The organism is Methylovorus glucosotrophus (genome assembly GCF_009858335.1).
Taxonomy (GTDB): Bacteria; Pseudomonadota; Gammaproteobacteria; order Burkholderiales; family Methylophilaceae; genus Methylovorus; species Methylovorus glucosotrophus.
The window spans coordinates 911,255-930,851 of the sequence record NZ_VMSE01000001.1 but is presented as its reverse complement, the minus strand read 5'-3'; the positions used below and the strand labels follow the sequence as shown (position 1 = coordinate 930,851).

Sequence of the window (19,597 nt, the reverse complement as noted above, 5' to 3'; positions counted from 1 at the left end):
TGGCTTCATTCAAATAGTAATGGGGCCTTTAGCGAGGCTCACTAAGGGCGGCTCGTGCAAAGCGGGTTAGCGGGGAAATCAGGTAGGCAAGCACCGTGCGGCTACCCACCACAATATCTGCGGTGGCGACCATGCCCGGCACAATAGGACGACCAGCAAAGGCGCGCTGGTTGCCATCCAGTCCAACACGCACGCGATAAAATCGCTCCCCTTTTTCATCAGGCATGGTGTCTGCGCTCACCTCGGTCAAACGCCCCTGGGTTGTGCCAAAAGAAGCATAGTCATAGGCTGACAGGCGGACATAGACCGGTAATCCTGGATGAAGCTCAGCACGATCTGCTGGCCTGACGCGAGCTTCAACCACAATGTGTTCATCGGAAGGTGTGATTTCAACAACGGCGTCGCCCGGGCGAATCACCCCACCTATGGTCGTCACATTGACGCGATTCACAATGCCTGAGACTGGTGCCCGCAACTCCGTGCGTTCTACCCGGTCGCTGCTGGCTTTCAGCTCTTCTTGCACGCGCTGCAAGTCAGTTTGCGCGGCCGTCAGATCGGTGCGGGCTTCAGCGCGAAACCGCGACTCCAATTCACGGCTCCGCCCTTCAGCTTCAGCGATGGCTGCTTTTAACCTGGGCAGCGATGTATCCGCATCGGATAACATGGTGCGCAAGCGTTGCACTTTTGCCTGGGCATCCAGCACCTCCAGCTTTGAAGCGGCCTCGCGCTGCATCATCTCATTCGAAATTTGCTGCTGGCGTTGTGCCAGCTCGAGCTCTGCCGCCAGGTTGCTGCGGCGCGCCATCAGCTCTGCGAGTTCAGAGCGCTTCTGCGCCACCTGTTCAGTGGTGACGCGCTGGTCCTGCTCCAGCCGTTGGCGACGTGCCAGAAAAGCCTCACGTTCTGCCCGTATGGCATCGGATGCGTCCAGCGCATGAAAATCAGCAATGGCACTGCCGCTTGCTTCCGCCTTTAGCCGCAATACTCTGGCAAGCAGGGCTTGCTCTCGAACCCGGCGCTCGCCCATTTGCGACGCCCCCTGCACATCGCTGATGCGCGCCAGCACATCCCCCTTCTGCACAAACTCGCCTTCTGCAACATCAATCGAAAGCACGACACCGCCTTCCAGATGCTGCACTACCTGGCTATGGGTAGACGGGATGACACGCCCCTCTGCACGGACCACCATACGAACAGGTGCCCAGGCCGCCCAAACAATCAACAGAACTACCATGACCGTAATAAGCACTACCCAGTGCCTGGGGGTACGAAGCTCCTGCAATAAATCCGCTTGCTGGCGATGACGGTTCGCCAGGCGTTGGGGGATATTGGGGAAATCCGGCGTCATTCAGTTGATCTTCTAATTTGAACGTCGACGTGACTGCGACTATCAGGACTTGGGGTATCAAGAATGACCGTTTCGATGTGTTGCGGTAATACACCCTGGGCAACCAGGTGATCCCGTATGACAGCAATACGGTAAAAAGCCAGGCGCCGAGCTTCGCTTGGAGCGGGCTCGGCCATGGTTGCCTGCAATAAAACGTGCCACTGACTGGCTTTATCAAAATCGCCGATCACTCCATCCAGCGCCTGCATCAGTTTTTTCTCCAGCGCCGTTACTCCAAGGGCGTAGCTCAGGCTGATATTCGGCATCTTTCCGGAAATCACGACCGCAGGAGCCATCTCGGAATGCGCCTGGCGCGGGCGTGCCTTCCCCACTGCTTGCTGTTGACCTATCAACTCGGAATGAAGACGCTGGTTCTCCTGCTGCAAAAGCTCGGCGCGTTCATGTTCCCGCTTGGCCTCAGCCCGGGCCTCCTGCAAAGACTGCTGAATGGATTGGTTTTTTTCATGCATCCGTTCCGCAAGGTTACGTTGCAGATGGGCATTCGAAAGCTTGATCAATGCACCAAACATCGAAATGGCAAAAACAACAATCACAAACACCATGACCAGCACAACGTTGGTCAAGGCATCAACAAAACCAGGCCAGTAATTTTGCTCGCGTGAAGAGGAGTCGCCCGCCATCGCTATCCCTCTCCATTCATGGGCAAGGTATTTCCCAAACGGCCCGTGACCCGCAGTATCTGCTGCTCAAGCAAAATTGCCTGGACGCTGGTACGCACCAGCTCGAGCTGGGACTGGTAATATTGTTGATATGCATCAAACACATCCAGCAGATTGCGGCTGGTAATGGCAAGCTGGGCATCAAAGGCCTCAACTACCTTTGCCTGGGCCTGCGCCTGTTTGGTAAGGGATTTGATTTTCTGTCGTGCCGAGCTCAAGCCACTATAGGCAATTTGCAGGCTGCGCCGCGCGGTGCGCTCTGAATCAAGACGTTCGAAGGCGTATTGCTCCTCCTTGTTATGCGAGGCACGCTGCTTGAAATAATCCCCACCACCAGCAAACAGTGACATATTCAACACCAGCATGGCCCGCTCATCCTTGCGCCAGCCCATGACACCGCCAGCATTGTCAATATTGGTGGTGGATAGCTCAAACTTTAAGGTGGGGGTGAAACGTGCCCAGTATCCCAAGCGCTCCTGCTTCGATGCCTCCTCGTTTGCCCGGGCAGTAAGCACCGCAGGGTTGGCATGGGAAACCATGGCCAAGGCATCTTCCAGGGAGCCAACCGGTTCATAGCTGCCCAGACTGGGAAGCACAAGTTGACGCGGAAGTGTGCCTGTCAGCTGGCTGAGGGTGATATAAGCCTGGTTGGCTTGTGAGATGGCATCTTCAACGTTGGACTTTGCAGACAGCACTCGCGCATTGATACGCTCGCGATCCGCCCCACTCGCCCCTCCAGCCTCGGCTCTGGCGGACATCCAGATACCCAAGCGCTCAAGCCGCTGCTGCTGGGCCAGGGCGAGCTTTAGTGACAGCTCTGCCTCCACTGCGCTGAAAAATGCCGCACTGCTGTCGTAGGTAACATCACCACGTACGCCACTTTCATCAAATTCGGACGCTTTCCTGACTGCCGCGGTACGACGAATCTCGGAGACGGCCGATAAATCAAGCAAGGGCTGGCTGATGACGGCATAGACCTCTTTGCGGATTTGAGTACTCTCTGCCAAGGCCTCCCCTGTCGTATCGTCCAGGCGTGAGGATGGGGTTGAGTTCTCGCGACCGCGCGCGGTGCGCAAATTCACAGACGGCAAGACTCCCGAATATGCCGCCCGCGCGAGATTGGCTGCAGCACTGGTCTTAGAGCGTGAGGCTCCCAGGGAGTAACTGGATTCATGGGCTTTGCGACGAGCGTCTTCCAGGGTCAGACTATCAACCTGCTGCTCCCCCATCAGTTCGGCAAGTGCTACTGGCTGAGAAATCGGCACATAGCCATCCGGCGAATTTGCGAACAATCGCAATTGCTGCAAACCGAACAGTGACTCATTGACATCAACATCCGCCACTGCCGTGTTTGAGAAAAGAAATAAGGGCAGCAGGAGCGATTTGGCGACCTTGCGCCAGAACACGCGCTTGAGTAAGCGGTAACGGCAGGCATACGCTTGTGTTGATCCCTGAATAGCCAGCTTACGGTGCATGACTACAGAAGTTGCGCTCACAAGATTCAATATGGCCTGATCTGTGTGGTGAGTGCAGGGGCTAATGTTGCCATGAGCACTCACCGTGATATTTCGGCATTCCACCATACCTAGCTTGCCAATTTCATTATTAACTACCCGTTCCCTGTGTCATTTCGCACGCTGTCAAAGCCGCGCCACTCGCCAGCATGAGCACTTCATGCCCCGGCAAATTTAATTAGTGAGCGATGATGCACAGGAATGGGAAGTTTAAACATTACCCCAAAGGGCGATAGCAAGCAGGTAACGAGGCGGCACTATGGCTTGGCTACCAGGCTTCAGTCTGAAAAATGCTGGGGTTACGCGCTAGTTTGGGAAATGCCGTATGGGCTTATGCATTCAAATTTATTCAGTGACTCATCCAGATGTTGCCAAATACAAACATACTAGTTAGTATGGTAAATAGCATACTAACTAGTATGCACCACTCAAAAACAACTACAGGAGAACAAGATGAAGCATGCAGTATTAGCAGCTCTGGTATTGGGCGGTCTTTCTTCCGGAATCGCATTTGCAGCAGGTAGTCTGAAAGCGGAACAATCGATTGAGATCAATGCAAAGGCAGACGATGTCTGGGCAACATCGAGTAATTTTGGGGACTTGGGTGCATGGCACCCTGCCGCAACCAAAACCGAAATCGTAGAAGGTACGAACAATCAAGTCGGTGCGGTGCGTGTGATTACCTTGCCAGATGGCGGAAAGCTGAAGGAAAAGCTCGAAGCCTATGATGCGAAAAAGCACACATACTCTTACACCATCCTTGAGGGTGTGCTTCCCGTCAGTAACTATCACTCCACTTACACCGTGCATGCCATCGGTGCCAATAAAACCAAGGTCACCTGGAAAGGCACATTCAATGCGGCGGGAGCAAGCAACGCCGATGCCGTCAAGACGATTAACGGTGTTTACAAAGGCGGCTTGGATAACTTGAAAAAAATCAGCGAAGCCAAGTAATCGCTGGGAAATGGCGCCTCCGACTATCGAGGCGCCATTTATCTAGGGGGCAGATGCTATCAGTATCCTGGCCATGTCTTTGGCATGCGTGATGGCCTCCGTCTTGATCTGTACTTCACTACTGACCGAAGCACCTTCGATCACCATCTGCAGTTGCAGGGCCAGAACATCGGCATTCTTTTTACCGGCGGCATTCGCCAATTTGGCAAGCTGGTTTCGCAAATTGCGTGAAAATTCGACCGATGTCTGATGCACCGCGCTATCACTTTGCGGAAACTCAACGCCAGCGTTGATAAACGCAAACCCCTTGAAATCAGGGTCTCCGATCAAATCCAGAAGATTGCTGACCAGATTAGTCAATTGCGTCTCGGCATCGGCGTGCTCATCGCCTTTGGCGAGGATACTCCATAGCTTATCGTCATAATCCTTCAGGTACTCAAGTATGAGTTGTTCCTTGGATTTGAAATATTTGTACAAGGTTACCTTCGCGATATCGGCTTTGGCGACGATCGCATCCACACTCGTGGCGTTGATCCCTTGCGTCAGAAAGAGATCCGAAGCGACCTCCAGAATATATTCGCGCATCTTAGTAGCCATATTGTTTTCCTGTGGGAACCCAAGAGACAGCCGTATGGCCGTTTGACGGAGGGAAGTAACACTCCCATTCACGATTCTGTTTATACCAAACCAGAAATTTGGTGAGCCTTTCGCTATCCTGCAAAGGATGCATGGATGCTCGATAGGTAATGGTATTCATGTAGGCAGCCGCCTGATCCTGCGGCATGGCAAAGAGTTGGGGAGCAGGACAATGCCCGGAATCGATCTCCGCTTGCAGAGCCATTACTTTGGCAAGCAAATCGGGACTGATGGGCGAAGTCTCCAACATGGCTCTGTTATATGCAGCTTGATAATCAGCAGAAGCTTCCACTGCTATCTGCGACCCGACCAGGTAGCCTCCCATGGCGATTAGCACGCCCGCCACAGCCCCACCGCTCCAGTACGTCCATGTTGATTTCAACTTCGGTCGTTTGACGGCATCCTCAAGTATTGCCTTTGCCGCAATTCTGGCCGCATTGAGCGCTCCCAGGCCCGGGTTGCGGACCTCCTCCGTCAATGCCCCTTGCAGAAGAATCAGCACTTGCGCCACGAACACATCCGGCTTTGCTATTCTGGCCTGGCTGGCCAGCTCTGTGAGCCTTGCCGCGAGCGCTGGGCATTGCTGGTTAAGCATATGCTCGGCTTTAAACTCGGAAACAAACTGCTCCCTGATGCCAGGCGCACCAAGCCATGTTTCCAAACAGGAAAAAAGCGAGAGAAGCTTATCGGCAGGTTTTTTCGCGCTGCTATCCAGCATGCGCAGCAACCATGAACTGTTCAGTATTTCCATGCGCAAATACTATACTGTTTAGTATGCTTTTTCAAATAGTATGAATACCGCATTCATTCAAAAAAAGAGATGGAAACTCACTCATGCGGATTCTTATCAATCCGGCCTCACCTCTGCATGAGACTCATGCGTTGGCGGCGAAATCATCGACAAACAATCCATCGAAAATAAGGAAACTTTTCACCACTAGCACTCTCAAAGAGGGAGTGCTAAAATCAATTTCATGAGCGAGATTAACCCTATGACAAATGCCCTGACAATTCCTTCAGTGTCTTCACTGGACAGTCTTGATCAGTACCTACGTACGATCAAGGCGTTTCCTGTATTAAGCGCCGAGGAAGAGTACGATCTGGCAACCCGCCTGCGCAAGGACAATGACATTGATGCTGCCAAAGGCCTCATCGTGTCGCATTTGCGTCTGGTCGCCAGCATTGCCCGCGGTTACTCTGGTTATGGTCTGCCACAAGCTGATCTGATTCAGGAAGGCAACGTCGGTCTGATGAAGGCTGTACGTCGCTTTGATCCTGATCGTGGCGTCCGTCTGGTCTCATTTGCCATGCATTGGATCAAAGCCGAGATTCACGAGTACATCGTGCGCAACTGGCGCCTGGTCAAAGTCGCTACCACCAAGGCTCAACGCAAGCTGTTCTTCAACCTGCGCAGCATGAAGAAAAACAGCCATACCCTGAGCCCAGACGAAGTAGCGGATATCGCCCGTGAACTCAAGGTCAAGCCAGAAGAGGTCGTGGAGATGGAGTCGCGCATGGGCGGCCATGAGATTTCGCTGGAAGGTAATAGCGATGATGACAGCGAAGACAGCTTCAGCCCGATTGCGTATCTTGAAGATCAACAGCCTGAGCCTTCCGAACTGCTGGCCGAACGCGAAGCGGAGCATAACCAGACCGTAGGCTTGGCTCACGCGCTGGAAAGCCTGGATGATCGTAGCCGCCGGATTGTGCAAGCCCGCTGGTTACAGGAAAACAATAGTGCAACGCTGCATGATCTGGCAGCCGAGTTTGGTGTATCGGCAGAACGTATTCGTCAGATTGAACAGAAAGCCATGCAAAAAATGAAGGGCATGCTGAGTGCAGCCTGAGCCTGGCATTTAAAATGCCGACTCAAAAAACCCGGCCTCGTGCCGGGTTTTTTCTTGGCCGACGGGGCCATGCATGGTGATCAAGTTTCGTAACAACACGCAATAAAAAAGCTGCCCGAGAGCAGCTTTTTTATATTCTGAATCCAGTACCGTCTTAGCCGAAAATCATGACCGACAAAGCGCTCATCCAGGACCATGTAATGAGCAAAACAACAATGGTCAGCGGCAGATTGGCAAAGGTGAACCAGGACTTGTAATCCTTCATTTCAAAAACCTCACAAGTTGTATTGTTATTCGTCGATTTTAGTATTTTTAGGCGCTTGCTTCAAGCGATTAAATGGAATCATGGGGTCATCATCGTCCATGAGGATACGCTGGGCGGGCCCTTCCATATCATCATACTGTCCACTTTTGATTGCCCACAGAATACCAAACGCGGCGATTACAATGAACACCACGGTCATGCCAAGCAGGAAAAGGAGCGTGGTGACGTTCATGCGGCTTGCGTCAAGGGAGCATCATCCTGCACGGATGCGAGCGCGGCATACATCTGCCGCCGCAGGTTTTCAAGATCGGCCAATTGCTGGCGGATACCGCTTTCAATACTCTCCAGCTCACCGATGCGGTCTTCCAAAGTATCCGTGGCTTTATAAATACGCTTGATGCTTTCCAGCCGGCGCTTGAGTTGCAGCTGGTGCTCGCGCACTTGCGATTCCATGGGCGCGATCACGGCCTTAAGCCAGTTTTCCACATCGCGATTGGCAATTTCATAGACGTGAATAACGCGGGTTGCCAGCGTTTCGAAAAACTTGGAGGTGAGCGTCATTTTTTCATTGGTGATCATGTTGAGCGTGGTATTGAACTGCTCCTTGTACGCACGCTCCAGCTTTGCCAGCTCTTTCTGGTAGCGCAGCATGGAGAATGACGGCGCATCGGACTTGCGCAGGCCATGATCCTGATTGAATTTCTCGTACATCGCGTCCATCATTTTCTTGATCTCTTCGATCTGCGTTTCCGAACTTTGCATGCGGGTTTTCAGATCCGCAAAAAACTCATCCATGGCACTGCGGATGTTTTTGGTAAAGGTGGCGGCAATCATCTTGTTGCGGGTGGTGGTCACCTGTTCGCGCAAGGCTTCCATGCCCAGCAGGCTGAACAGCCGATTGGTCTGCTGCGAAAATACGCTGCGTAGCGCCTGAAAGCGCTGCAAGCCTTTCTCGAAGTTTTCCTTGTCGACCTTCACCTTGTTCATCATGTGCTCAACCACATCCTCATTCTTGCCGCGCAGGCCCTTGAGCTCATCGAGCTGCTCGCTGAGCCCTTGCAGACGCGAATCCAGAATCAGGCTCGAATTGCCCAAGAGATCATCAATTTCGCTCTGGGTGGACTCCTGCACAATCTGTTTCTTGGAAGGGATAAGCTCATCCGACAACGCTTTTTCCAGCTCAGGCAAGCGACTGCGCTGCAACAGCGCCGCGTCGCCATTCACCTTGGCAAGCAGACCCTTCTGCGCCGAGATCGGAAAAATCTGGCCTGCGTCCAGCCCAAGCAATTCTGCGCTGGTCTGCACCTGCTTCTTGATTTCATCTTCGATACTCTGGCTATCCTTGAGTTCATCCCACAAGCCATCAATCTTGTTCAGCACCGCCAGACGGCCCTTCTGCTTCCAGCGGGTACCGCTGATGTATTGGCGCCAGACGTCGATTTCCGATTTGGTGACACCGGTATCTGCCGCCAGAATAAAGAGCACGGCATGCGCGTTGGGCAGCATATTCAGCGTCAGTTCCGGCTCGGTACCAATCGCATTCAGGCCAGGGGTATCCAGGATGACCAGGCCCTGTTCCAGCAAGGGATGGGGGAAGTTGATCACGGCATAGCGCCAGCAAGGCACATCTACGGTGCCGTTGGCATTCAGGTTAAGCGCATCTTCCGGGTTATTCCGGTCAAACAGGCCATAACGCTCGGCTTCTTCCGGGCTGACCGACTTGGTGGTGCTGACCTCCTTGAAGGCCTCGATCATGCTGTCGCTATCGTCAATCTTGAATTCGATCACACGCCACTCTTCAGGGTAGCGCTTGTATTCGGTGGTGGTCGCGTCAGAAGCGCGCGTTTCAATCGGCAACAACTGCAGGCAAGCGGGCTTGGCGGGGTCGTAAAGCAGTTCGGTCGGGCACATGGTGGTACGGCCAGCACTGGATGGCAGCAGGCGCTGTCCATAATCGGCAAAGAAAACGGCATTGATGAGTTCAGACTTGCCACGGGAGTATTCGGCGACAAAAGCGACATTCAGCTTGTCTTCACGCAGACGCTCGAGCAGCTGTTGCAAACGCTGATCAATCTGGGCGTCGTTCAGCTCCTGTTCGTTCAGCCATTGGCGGTAATCCTGCACCGTATTCATCAGGGCTTTGCGCCATTCGCTATAGGCCGCGAACTGATGCGCCAATTTACTCTCTGCCATGGTACCCCCACCACACTTTATTATTCACACCACTCTAGCATGCCCGATTTTTAAGTCAAACAAATCAGGCGTATATTGTCAGTTCCTGCCAATCTCCCGCAACACGAAAGTCCTTATCTGGCGTGCTTATGCACGGGCTGGAAAGGGGAGATATCTGAATCCAGATTCGATGATTCTGCTATCATCAACTTTTTAGCCCAGTCACACGTCTCATGAGTGGATTAACCCCGGATTCCCCACGCCCAACCGACATTCGCCTGCATCAGAAATCGCGCCTGCTCGAGATTACATTCGATGACAACACGACCTGCATGCTGTCCTGCGAATTCCTGCGTGTTTACTCCCCTTCCGCTGAAGTACGCGGACATGGGCCCGGGCAGGAAACCCTGCAAATCGGCAAGGAAGACGTCAACATCACCGCCATCAGCCCGGTGGGCAATTACGCCGTCAAACTGACATTCTCGGATGGCCACGACACCGGGCTTTACTCCTGGGATTATCTCTACGAACTCGCCAGCCACTACGAAGCCCTGTGGCGCGACTACATAGGCCGACTTGAGATGGCCGGCGTAAAACGCAAGACAGACAGCAACGCATAAGGAACACACGATGACCGATAAAACCCATTTTGGCTTCCAGACGGTGGAAGAACACGAAAAAGCCCGCAAGGTAGGCGAAGTGTTTCACTCCGTGGCACGCAAATATGACCTGATGAACGACGTGATGTCAGCGGGCTTGCACCGCACCTGGAAGCGTTTTGCCGTCGAGATCAGCGGTGTGAAGGCAGGCGACCGTGTGCTGGATGTCGCCGGCGGCAGTGGCGATCTGTCACGGCTTTTTTCGCGCAAGGTCGGCAGTGAAGGTACCGTGGTGCTCACCGACATCAACGCCTCCATGCTGGGCGTAGGTCGTGACCGCCTGATGGATGAAGGCGTTGCCGTCCCTGCATTGCAATGCGATGCCGAGAAACTGCCCTTCCCTGATCAGCATTTTGACTGTGTGATTGTCGCCTTTGGCCTGCGCAACATGACGCACAAAGACCGTGCCCTGGCCGAAATGCACCGTGTACTCAAGACCGGCGGCCGCCTGCTGGTGCTGGAATTCTCGCAAGTATGGAAGCCTCTGGCGCCGCTGTATGACGCCTACTCTTTCAAGCTGCTGCCGCTGATGGGCAAGCTGTTGGCGCAGGATGCCGCCAGCTATCAATATCTGGCCGAGTCCATCCGCATGCACCCCGATCAGGAAACCCTGAAGCAAATGATGCTAGATGCCGGTTTTGGCAAGGTGGACTACTACAACCTGTCTGCCGGTGTGGTCGCCCTGCACAAAGGATGGAAAACCGCATGATCAAACCGCTGCTGACACGTCTGCTGGGCCATCTCATCAAGCAGAACAGCTGGGCACGGCCGCACCTGCAACCTTACGCTGGCAAGCATATCCGCTTGCAGCTGTTTCCGGTCAGCGCCACGCTCGTGGTGCTGGAGGATGGCGGTCTCGCCATGGCTGGTGACACCGCGGTTTATGATGCCAGCATGCGCATCAGCCCTTCCCTCGCTTTGCGCCTGCTGGCAAAAGATGCCTCTGCCCATAGCGAAATTGTGCTGGAAGGCGACACCGAATTTGCCATCGCGCTGGGCAAAGTCCTGCAAGCCATGTCGTGGGATTACGAAGAAGACCTGAGCCACGTCGTGGGCGATGTGGCCGCCAGCCAGATCAGCCAACGCCTGCAGGAAGGCGTAGCCGCCACGCGCAAGCAGGCGGTGAATCTCACCGAAATGGCCGCTGAATTCTGGCAGGAAGAACAGCCGCTGATCGCCAAGAAGCGCCATGTGGAAGCGTTCAACCGTGATGTGGACACCCTGCGCGACGACGTCGGCCGCTTGGAAAAGCACATCGAAAAACTCAGCGCCCGGCTGGATGCCTTGCTGCAAAAGCAGTCCTGAGCGGGTCAACCTTTCACGCTCATTACCCCAACCAACCTCAAGAATAACGGCATGCGCTTTTTCAGACTGCTCAAGATTATCGTCATCACCCTGCGCTACGGCCTGGATGAATTCATCCTCGGCCACAGCCGCTTGCGCCCGGCACAAACGCTAATTCGCGCCCTGCTGTTCTGGCGCCCGATAAGCGCCCCGCGCGGTGAACGCCTGCGACTGGCACTGGAAGCGCTGGGGCCCATTTTCGTCAAATTCGGCCAGATGCTTTCCACGCGCCGCGACCTGATTCCGCTGGATATTGCCGATGAGCTCGCCAAACTGCAGGATCGCGTGCCGCCCTTCCCTTATAAACAAGCCGCCGCCATCATGGAAGCAGCCTATGGCATGCCGGTGGCGCAGGTGTTTGAGCGCTTTGACATTACCCCCATCGCCAGCGCTTCGGTGGCGCAGGTGCATTTTGCCAGCCTGCCTGGTGGTCGTGAGGTTGCCGTCAAGATTCTGCGCCCGGGCATAGGCACGATCATTGAAAAAGACCTGGCCCTGCTGGATAGCGCGGCATGGCTATTCCACAAAGTATCTTCCGATGGCCGCCGCCTGAAACCGCGCGAAGTGGTCGCCGAGTTCGCCAGGCATATACACAGCGAACTCGACCTGATGCTGGAAGCCGCCAATTGCAGCCTGCTCGGCCGCAACTTCAAGGACAAACGCCTGCTGCTGGTACCGGATGTTTACTGGGACTGGTGTCGCGAACAAGTGATGGTGATGGATCGCATGAACGGCATCCCCATCAGCCAGGTAGCCCATTTGCGCAGCATAGGCGTGGATATTCCCAAGCTGGCGCGGGATGGCGTGGAGATATTCTTTACCCAGGTATTCCGCGATGGGTTTTTCCATGCCGACATGCATCCCGGCAATATCCAGGTGGCACCGGATGGGCGCTATGTGGCGCTCGATTTCGGCATCATGGGTAGCCTGACAGAAATAGACAAGCAATATCTGGCACGCAATTTCCTGGCTTTTTTCCGCCGGGATTACCGTGAAGTGGCGCGCGCCCACATCGAATCTGGCTGGGCACCAAAAGATACGCCGCTAGAAGAATTTGAAACCGCCATCCGCGCCGTGTGCGAGCCGATTTTTGATAAACCGATCAGCGAAATTTCATTTGGCCGCGTGTTGTTACGCCTGTTTCAGACCTCGCGTCGCTTTGGTGTGGAAATTCAGCCGCAACTCACCATGCTGCAAAAAACCCTGCTGAATGTGGAAGGCCTGGGGCGCGATCTTGACCCGCAACTCGATCTCTGGAAAACAGCGCAGCCTTATCTTGAGCGCTGGATGTCGGAGCAGATAGGCTGGCGCAGTGTGTTAAAACGCGTACAACAGGAAGCGCCGACCTGGGGTGCCATCCTGCCCATGTTGCCGCGTCGGATTGATGATTTTCTGCTGCGCGAGCAGAACCCGCACCTGGTCAAGGAGCTGCATCAACTGCGCCGTCAGCAGCAGCGTCAGACCTGGGTGCTTAGCTTGCTGGCACTGGCGCTTGTCGGCCTGCTGGTACTGGAAGCCGTTCGGTTTTTCTAACAGGTTTTTTATAACAGACAGAATACGCAGCGGGCCTGGTATGACTACCAGGCCCGCTGTGATGAATCCGACTTCACTGACCCAGCCCATCACGACTATTCGCCGATGGCCGGGGCTCCCACCCAATGTCGCACCTTGGGTACATCCACCCGCAGCAACTCCGCAATATCGCGATAATCATCCGGCAAGGCAGCATCATCCCAACCATGCGCGGCATGGCGGGCAAGATTGACCGCCAGCGTGACATTGCGCACCCGCTGTTCACCACTGGCGCCATCTTTCATCAGCCTGAGCAATAGCGGGGGCAATTCGCACACCTCGGCCAGCTGCAGTTGCAAATCCAGCAGACGGAAGCCCAGAACCTCCTGTTGCACAGCCTGGCTGCGCAGGGTTTTATCGGCGTGCTGCCGTTCAAAAATCTCCATCATCTTGTCCGGGGCAAAGCACCACATCAGAATTTCGGAAAGGTCATGCAGCAAGGCTGCGATACGGATTTCTTCGGCGTGCAGGTCATACAGGCGCACGGCCCAATCCAGTGCATAATGCGCGGCTTTATGGGCCCGGTGCACCAAACGCAGCAAATGCGTCAGGGCTGGCAAATTGTCGTGCAGCACTTCTTCAACGATGGGTTTGGCCGGAATATCCTGAAAAAACTTTTCGGTCCCGAGCATCATGACGATATGCTCAATCTGCACCAGGTCTTGCAGCTGGCTTTTGTGCTTGTGCGTTTGCATATAACGCAGCAGGCGGAACACCATCATCGGGTCTTGAATCACCACAGAAAAAATGGCACGGCCACTCAGGGAATCTTCATCCAGCTGAAGTCTGGCAAGCTCTCGCGAGGTGTACTTCAGCACCGGGATATCCGCGTGGCTGAGAAAATCTACCCATTCGCTCAGAGATTTATTCGTGTTTGGCATGATGTCGTGGGCTCCTCATATACCTGTAACGACGTTTTTTCAGCACAGTTTAGACTTCGATCCATGCAATTCATTAGCATACCGCAGACCGCGTCCTGACATTTCATAAAATAGATGGGGAAACCGCATCAATTAAGGCGCGCAAAATACTCGCCCAAGCATAGTTTTTGCTAGAATCCATGTTGAAAAACAGCCCTCGAAAAACCAGCCTGAACTCGACATGAGACGGCGCACTTTGAGTGGCGAATGCCTTTACTTCCGTCAGTTTGAATGACGGCTTTATCAGGAATAAGGACATGAAAGCGTGCTGATCTGGTTTGTGGTTCTTTATCTGCTGGTTTCCATCAGCATCGGTCTCATTGCAGCCACCCGCGTCAAGAATACCAAGGACTACGCCGTCGCCGGCCGGCACCTGCCATTACCCGTGGTCATGGCAACCGTATTCGCTACCTGGTTCGGCGCCGAAGCCGTCTTCGGCGTTTCTGCCACCTTTGTAAAGGAAGGTCTGCGCGGCGTGGTGGCAGATCCCTTTGGCTCCAGTCTGTGTCTGGTGATCGCCGGTTTCTTCTTCGCTACCCAACTGTACAAACTCAACATCATCACCCTGGGCGATTTCTATCGCATGCGCTATAACCGCACGGTAGAAGTACTGACCACGCTAGCCATTGTGGTGTCCTACCTCGGCTGGGTTGCCGCGCAGATCAAAGCGCTGGGGCTCATTTTCAACATGATCACGCAAGGCGCTGTCAGCCAGGAGGCTGGCATGATACTCGGTACCGCCATTGTGCTGACCTACACCACATTCGGCGGCATGCTCTCCGTCGCCATTCTCGACTTTGTACAGATGACCGTCATCATCGGCGGCCTGCTCTACATCGGCTACATCGTATCTGGCATGACAGGTGGCGTGGCGCCGGTGATTGATCACGCCCGGGCCGCTGGCAAACTCGAATTTTTCCCGCCACTGGATATCTGGCAATGGGTAGGCTTCCTCGGCGCATGGATGACCATGATGCTGGGGTCCATTCCCCAGCAGGACGTATTCCAGCGCATCACCTCGGCCAAAAGCGCCAAGGTCGCCATCTGGGGTTCGGTACTTGGCGCATCGGTCTACTTCTGTTTTACCTTTGTGCCCATGTTTATTGCCTATGCGGCCACCATTATCGACCCCGCCTTCTTTAATGGCCTGATCGCCGAGGACTCGCAGCGTGTACTGCCAACGCTGGTCCTGCAGCACACACCATTGCTGGCACAGGTGATTTTCTTTGGCGCCGTGCTGTCGGCCATCATGAGCTGTTCGTCAGCCACGCTGCTGGCGCCCTCCATCTCGTTTGCCGAGAACATCGTGCGTGGATTTCTGCCACACCTCACCGATCGAGGCTTCCTTAAAGTCATGCGTATCTGTTTGATCGGTTTTGCAGGCTGCGTGCTGTTTTATGCGCTGAATTCAGAGCTATCCATTTTTGGCATGGTGGAGTCCGCTTACAAGATCACCCTGGCAGGCGCGTTTGTGCCGCTATTCTTCGGCGCCTTCTGGAAGCGCGCCAACAGTCAGGGCGCGCTGGCAGCGATTATCGGCGGCGTCAGCAGCTGGATATTGCTGGAAGTGCTGCTGGGAGAAGACAGCCTGATACCGCCGCAGATGATAGGGCTGGCCGTCAGCGCCATCGGCATGGTGGTGGGCTCCCTGTTACCGCAGAAGATAGGCAAACCTGGCCACACGGAAGCGGAATACCTGCATCGGCATGCGGCTCACCCACACACGCCGGCAGGCCACGCTGGCCAATCCGGGCATCTGCCAGGTCACTAAAAACTAGGGTTTGGGCTGGCAGCGCGGGCAGAAGAAAGTCGAGCGCTGCCCCAGCCGCACGTTCTGGATAGGCGTGCTGCATATCTTGCAGGCCTCGCCTGTGCGGGCGTAAGTGAAGTACTCCTGCTGAAAATACCCCGGATTACCATCTGCGCCAAAGAAATCACGCAGGCTGCTGCCTCCGGCTGCCAGCGCATCGGTCAGGGTAGCCTTGATCTCCGCGGCCAGTCGGTCACATGCCTGCCGACTCAGCTGGTTGGCAGGCGTTTGCGGATGTATGCGCGCGCGAAACAGCGATTCACTGGCGTAGATATTGCCCACGCCGACTACCAGATGACTATCCATGATGGCATTTTTAACCGGGGCACTGCGCGTGCGAAACTGGCGATACAGCCAGTCGCCATCAAAGGCGGATTCCAGCGGCTCCGGCCCCAGCACACTTAACAGGGCATGCTGCTCAGGCTCCGCACCCGCCCATAGCACTGCCCCAAAACGCCGCGGATCCCGCAACCGCAGCACCTGGCCATCGGCAAAATGCAGGTCAAAGTGATCATGCTTGGCGGCAGGCTCATCCTGCGCGAGCAGACAGATGCGGCCCGACATGCCAAGATGCAGCATGAGATAACCGGTATCAAATTGCGCCAGAATGTATTTGGCTCGACGCGTCAGCGATTTCAGGGTCTGCTGCGGAAGGGTATGCACCAGATCGGCCGGGATGGGCCAACGCAGCGTGGGATGACGGATGACAACCTTGGCTACCGGCTGGCCGACCAGCGGGGCCAGGCCCCGCATGGTAGTTTCGACCTCCGGTAGTTCAGGCATAAAGCTGCTTACTTGCTGTTGGTGGTAACAGGAGGGTTGAGCAGCGTAAAGCCAAAGTCGGCAGGCAGGTGATACATCATGCCTTCATCCGGGCGACCAAGGATGACCTCAGGCGCCTCCTGGATGCGGTCAAAATGCACCTTGGAGCCATCCTGCAGCTTCACCTCGAACGAGGCATAGCTCGCCTTGCGATCAGGGGTATATGGCTCCACCGATTTGACATCCACATTTTTCCAGTAGGTATCAAACCACTCGTTCATGTCGTTTTGCGTGAGCTTGGCATCCGGCACCGAGGTCGTCCACTTGCCGTCCTTGATATCCACATTCAGGCGCACAGACTCCCACTGCTCCAGGCGCGAGAAATCAAAACCGGCGACTTTTTCGGTGGGTTTCAGCAGATTCTTGTCGATGGCCTCTTCAACTTGCACAGAGGCAAAGTCGGAGTAAGAACTGGAGACGAGATACACCGCATCCTTGTATGCCACGTATTGATCACTGCTGACCGGGTTGTAAGTGCCGAACAGGAACTCTTCGTTATCCAGCTTCACCTTGATCTTGGGCTGATCCAGGCCATAACGCCCGAGATCGGTCGCCGGAAATTTATCGTTACTCTCGGCCGCAACGATGGCCAGAATGCGTTGCACCGCCATCTGGTCTGCGCGAGCCTTGAATGGTTTGACGATGTGCCAGTAGCCATCAATCTTCTCGAATTCCACGCCAGCCCGGGCCGGAAACTCGATGCTGACATGGCTAAAGCCACCAATCTTGAGATTGGAAATGGCGATGGCCTGCTGGGCTTTCTTTTCCTCCACCGGCTTGGGGCGCAGGTAAAGAAAGCTCACGATACCGGCAACCAGTGCCAGCAGAATCAGATTGACTATCCAGCGCGATCTCATGCCTTGCGTCTCCGCCACCAGATGCTCACACCAGCCACCAGCAAGGCGAGCGGCAGAATGAACTGGAACAGGCCCAGCGATACGCCAAACACAGGGATAAAGACCACTTGTGCAGCAAAGTGACCCCAGCCTTCCTTGGGAATGGAGATATTCACGTCCTTGAGGGGTTTGGGCTGAATGGTGATCAGGTTATCGTCACCCGCCAGCCAGTTCACGATATTGATGCCCAGGTCCAGGTTGCCGCCATTGCCAACAAAGGTGTTGGACAGGAAGTTGCCGTTACCGACCACGACCACGCGCTGGCCCTTCTTGCCATACTTGCGCTCCATGGCGACCGCCACATTGATCGGGCCGTGGATGTCCTTCTTGTCATCAAAGCTCACCTTGCCATCGATCTTGCCGGTTTCCAGCCAGCCGTTCGGGGCCACTTCCACCAGATGGCTGACTTGCCAGCCATTCTCATCGGTACCACGCGCATCCAGCATGCGTGCTTCAGGGAACAAGGTGCGCAGCATGAAGTTCTTGGTAATCGGATGTTCACCGTACTGGCTGGCAAAGGCGATCTTGGAATCCGCACCGTACTGGGCAGACGTCAGGTCAATCACCATGCCCGGCGTGATTTCCAGGCCCAGGTATTCGGCAATATTCTGCAAGCCATGGGTGTTTTCATCGTCCAGCAACCACAGCAGATTGCCACCTGCATCCAGGTATTCCTTGATCTTCTTGGCTTCAACTTCGGATACATCCACCTGCGGACTGGCAATCACCAGCATGGCGCCATTGGTTGGCACGCCCTGCGCAATGGTCAGGTCAGGATTGGCCAGCTTGAAGCCCTTCTTCTGCAGCTGACGGCCAAACTCGCCCAGATCATGATTCTTGATGCCGATCAGATTGCGCTCGCCATGACCATCCAGATACATCACGGCACGCTGGTTGGTACGCGACAGGCGCACCAGCAGATTGGTCATGTCCTGCTCAACATACGGTGGCGTCAGGTGTTCGGTACGCTTGTTGAAGTCCACCACCAGTTCGCCCTCGGCCTTGATACCGGCATCCTGTGCCAGCTTGGGTTCTTCGGCGGGGTTTACCCAGGTGATCTTGATATCAGGCTTGGAGCGCTGATAACGCGAAATGAAGTCATTGATGGTCTTGCGATAGGCCTCGTCCTTGGAGACGAACACGGTGATTTCCACCGGACCCTTCATCTGCTTCAGGACATTAACGCTGCCTTCGGTCAGGGTGTTGCGTGAACTCTGGGTGATGTCCTGCGCCACATGGTATTCATGCGACAGATAGCCCAACAGGAAAATAAGAGCCAGAAACAGCAAAACAAACACACTGTTTTGCATGAACAACTGGAAGCGGAGTTTACGATTCGTTTTCATAGGGGTACCCAGTTAGCCGCGCAGACGATCAGCGTCCAGGCGACGCACTGTCAAGGTCAGGAAAGTGACGATAAACAACAGGAAATAGGCCACATCACGTGTATCCAGCAAGCCGCGAGAGAACGGCTCAAAGTGGCGCATCAGCGACAGGTAAGACATGGTCCCGGTAGGATCGCCTGCCATGAAGTTATCCAGCAGCAGCAAGGCAAACAAGGCAATAAAACTGATGATGCCGGCGACTATCGGTTGCTGCGTCAGGCTGGAAACATACAGCCCCAGCGAAGAAAAACTCGCAACCAGCAGCCACAGGCCTATCACGTTGGCAGCAATATACCCAAAGTCGATCTCAGCCCAGAAATTCAGGGTGGACATCATGGCCGCCAGGAAGAAAATCACAATGGACAGAAACGTAACCAGGCCCAGGAATTTACCAACCACGATTTCCGTCAGCGACAAGGGTGCACTGAACAGGAAGGTCAAGGTCTGCTGGCGACGCTCATCACTGATCAGGCGCATCGACAACAAAGGCACGGCAAACAGCATCACAAACGAAGCAATGCCGAAAATACTGCCGCCGACGAACTCGGTCACGCCAATCCGCTGCTCAGGACGAATAGCCCCGGACATGGTCTGGAAGTATTGTTCGATACCATTCAGGAAGAAGGTACCGAAGACGAATTGCAACAAAGCCAGCACCACCCAGCCCATGGGCGAGGAGAACAGGCTCTTCAATTCTTTTCTGGTGATATTGAAAATCATGACAAACGCTTTCT

Annotated in this window: 19 protein-coding genes; 7 read left to right on the top strand and 12 right to left on the bottom strand. The window is 54.7% G+C overall.

What is annotated here, in order from left to right; all coding sequences use genetic code 11:
- Positions 1 to 28: 28 nt before the first annotated feature.
- Genes FNL37_RS04410 through FNL37_RS04400 form a run of 3 tightly spaced genes read right to left on the bottom strand, consistent with a single transcriptional unit; the run spans position 29 to position 3,563 of the window.
- A complete protein-coding gene (locus FNL37_RS04410) occupies positions 29 to 1,348 on the bottom strand; it encodes an HlyD family type I secretion periplasmic adaptor subunit (protein WP_015830583.1) in 1,320 nt (439 codons plus the stop codon).
- Complete coding sequence (locus FNL37_RS04405) at positions 1,345 to 2,028, bottom strand: hypothetical protein (protein ID WP_159355261.1); 684 nt, start codon at positions 2,026 to 2,028, stop codon at positions 1,345 to 1,347. Before FNL37_RS04405 ends, FNL37_RS04410 begins: the two co-directional genes overlap by 4 nt.
- Before the next feature lie 2 nt (positions 2,029 to 2,030).
- Entirely contained in the window at positions 2,031 to 3,563 is a 1,533-nt protein-coding gene (locus FNL37_RS04400) for a TolC family protein (protein ID WP_244948199.1), read from the bottom strand.
- A gap of 471 nt (positions 3,564 to 4,034) precedes the next feature.
- Here FNL37_RS04400 and FNL37_RS04395 point away from each other — a divergent pair, with 471 nt between their 5' ends.
- Positions 4,035 to 4,535: an SRPBCC family protein gene (locus FNL37_RS04395; protein WP_013442788.1), complete on the top strand. Its 501-nt coding sequence runs from the start codon at positions 4,035 to 4,037 to the stop codon at positions 4,533 to 4,535.
- 42 nt (positions 4,536 to 4,577) lie between these two features.
- On the opposite strand, the gene FNL37_RS04390 is transcribed toward FNL37_RS04395, so the two are convergent.
- Together FNL37_RS04390 and FNL37_RS04385 are read right to left on the bottom strand one after the other, a co-directional pair.
- Positions 4,578 to 5,132 carry a TetR/AcrR family transcriptional regulator gene (locus tag FNL37_RS04390; protein ID WP_015830586.1) on the bottom strand — a complete coding sequence of 185 codons (555 nt, stop codon included), beginning with the start codon at positions 5,130 to 5,132 and terminating at the stop codon, positions 4,578 to 4,580.
- Entirely contained in the window at positions 5,122 to 5,922 is an 801-nt protein-coding gene (locus tag FNL37_RS04385; RefSeq protein ID WP_015830587.1) for a hypothetical protein, read from the bottom strand. Before FNL37_RS04385 ends, FNL37_RS04390 begins: the two co-directional genes overlap by 11 nt.
- 241 nt (positions 5,923 to 6,163) lie before the next feature.
- Between FNL37_RS04385 and rpoH the strand changes: the two genes are divergently transcribed.
- A complete protein-coding gene (gene rpoH, locus FNL37_RS04380; protein ID WP_015830588.1) occupies positions 6,164 to 7,018 on the top strand; it encodes an RNA polymerase sigma factor RpoH in 855 nt (284 codons plus the stop codon).
- Between the two features lie 290 nt (positions 7,019 to 7,308).
- Here the strand turns inward: rpoH and ccoS are convergent, their stop codons facing one another.
- Together ccoS and FNL37_RS04370 are read right to left on the bottom strand one after the other, a co-directional pair.
- Complete coding sequence (gene ccoS / locus FNL37_RS04375; RefSeq protein WP_013442793.1) at positions 7,309 to 7,515, bottom strand: cbb3-type cytochrome oxidase assembly protein CcoS; 207 nt, start codon at positions 7,513 to 7,515, stop codon at positions 7,309 to 7,311.
- The gene (locus tag FNL37_RS04370) at positions 7,512 to 9,476 is read right to left on the bottom strand and encodes a dynamin family protein (RefSeq protein WP_159355259.1); all 1,965 of its coding nucleotides are present in this window, start codon (positions 9,474 to 9,476) and stop codon (positions 7,512 to 7,514) included. Before FNL37_RS04370 ends, ccoS begins: the two co-directional genes overlap by 4 nt.
- Positions 9,477 to 9,688: 212 nt before the next feature.
- On the opposite strand from FNL37_RS04370, the gene FNL37_RS04365 reads away from it, so the two are divergent.
- The 4 genes from FNL37_RS04365 to ubiB are packed head-to-tail and all read left to right on the top strand — an operon-like array spanning position 9,689 to position 12,991.
- The gene (locus tag FNL37_RS04365; RefSeq protein WP_013442795.1) at positions 9,689 to 10,075 is read left to right on the top strand and encodes a gamma-butyrobetaine hydroxylase family protein; all 387 of its coding nucleotides are present in this window, start codon (positions 9,689 to 9,691) and stop codon (positions 10,073 to 10,075) included.
- Between the two features lie 10 nt (positions 10,076 to 10,085).
- Positions 10,086 to 10,823, top strand: a complete 738-nt coding sequence (gene ubiE / locus FNL37_RS04360; protein ID WP_013442796.1) for a bifunctional demethylmenaquinone methyltransferase/2-methoxy-6-polyprenyl-1,4-benzoquinol methylase UbiE — start codon at positions 10,086 to 10,088, stop codon at positions 10,821 to 10,823.
- Complete coding sequence (locus FNL37_RS04355; protein ID WP_159355258.1) at positions 10,820 to 11,419, top strand: ubiquinone biosynthesis accessory factor UbiJ; 600 nt, start codon at positions 10,820 to 10,822, stop codon at positions 11,417 to 11,419. Before ubiE ends, FNL37_RS04355 begins: the two co-directional genes overlap by 4 nt.
- 51 nt (positions 11,420 to 11,470) lie before the next feature.
- On the top strand, positions 11,471 to 12,991 hold the full coding sequence (gene ubiB, locus FNL37_RS04350) for a ubiquinone biosynthesis regulatory protein kinase UbiB (RefSeq protein ID WP_159355257.1): 1,521 nt from the start codon (positions 11,471 to 11,473) through the stop codon (positions 12,989 to 12,991).
- Between the two features lie 95 nt (positions 12,992 to 13,086).
- Here ubiB and FNL37_RS04345 read toward each other — a convergent pair whose 3' ends face one another.
- Entirely contained in the window at positions 13,087 to 13,911 is an 825-nt protein-coding gene (locus tag FNL37_RS04345) for an HDOD domain-containing protein (protein WP_159355256.1), read from the bottom strand.
- Between the two features lie 304 nt (positions 13,912 to 14,215).
- Here FNL37_RS04345 and FNL37_RS04340 point away from each other — a divergent pair, with 304 nt between their 5' ends.
- A complete protein-coding gene (locus FNL37_RS04340) occupies positions 14,216 to 15,721 on the top strand; it encodes a high affinity choline transporter 1 (RefSeq protein WP_159355255.1) in 1,506 nt (501 codons plus the stop codon).
- A 3-nt stretch (positions 15,722 to 15,724) separates the two neighbouring features.
- Here the strand turns inward: FNL37_RS04340 and mutM are convergent, their stop codons facing one another.
- The 4 genes from mutM to FNL37_RS04320 are packed head-to-tail and all read right to left on the bottom strand — an operon-like array spanning position 15,725 to position 19,583.
- The gene (gene mutM, locus FNL37_RS04335; protein ID WP_015830596.1) at positions 15,725 to 16,543 is read right to left on the bottom strand and encodes a bifunctional DNA-formamidopyrimidine glycosylase/DNA-(apurinic or apyrimidinic site) lyase; all 819 of its coding nucleotides are present in this window, start codon (positions 16,541 to 16,543) and stop codon (positions 15,725 to 15,727) included.
- An 8-nt stretch (positions 16,544 to 16,551) separates the two neighbouring features.
- Positions 16,552 to 17,439, bottom strand: coding sequence for a DUF4340 domain-containing protein (locus FNL37_RS04330; RefSeq protein ID WP_015830597.1), 888 nt, complete (start codon positions 17,437 to 17,439; stop codon positions 16,552 to 16,554).
- Complete coding sequence (locus tag FNL37_RS04325; protein ID WP_013442803.1) at positions 17,436 to 18,824, bottom strand: GldG family protein; 1,389 nt, start codon at positions 18,822 to 18,824, stop codon at positions 17,436 to 17,438. Before FNL37_RS04325 ends, FNL37_RS04330 begins: the two co-directional genes overlap by 4 nt.
- A 12-nt stretch (positions 18,825 to 18,836) precedes the next feature.
- Positions 18,837 to 19,583, bottom strand: a complete 747-nt coding sequence (locus FNL37_RS04320) for an ABC transporter permease subunit (protein WP_015830598.1) — start codon at positions 19,581 to 19,583, stop codon at positions 18,837 to 18,839.
- Positions 19,584 to 19,597 lie beyond the last annotated feature (14 nt).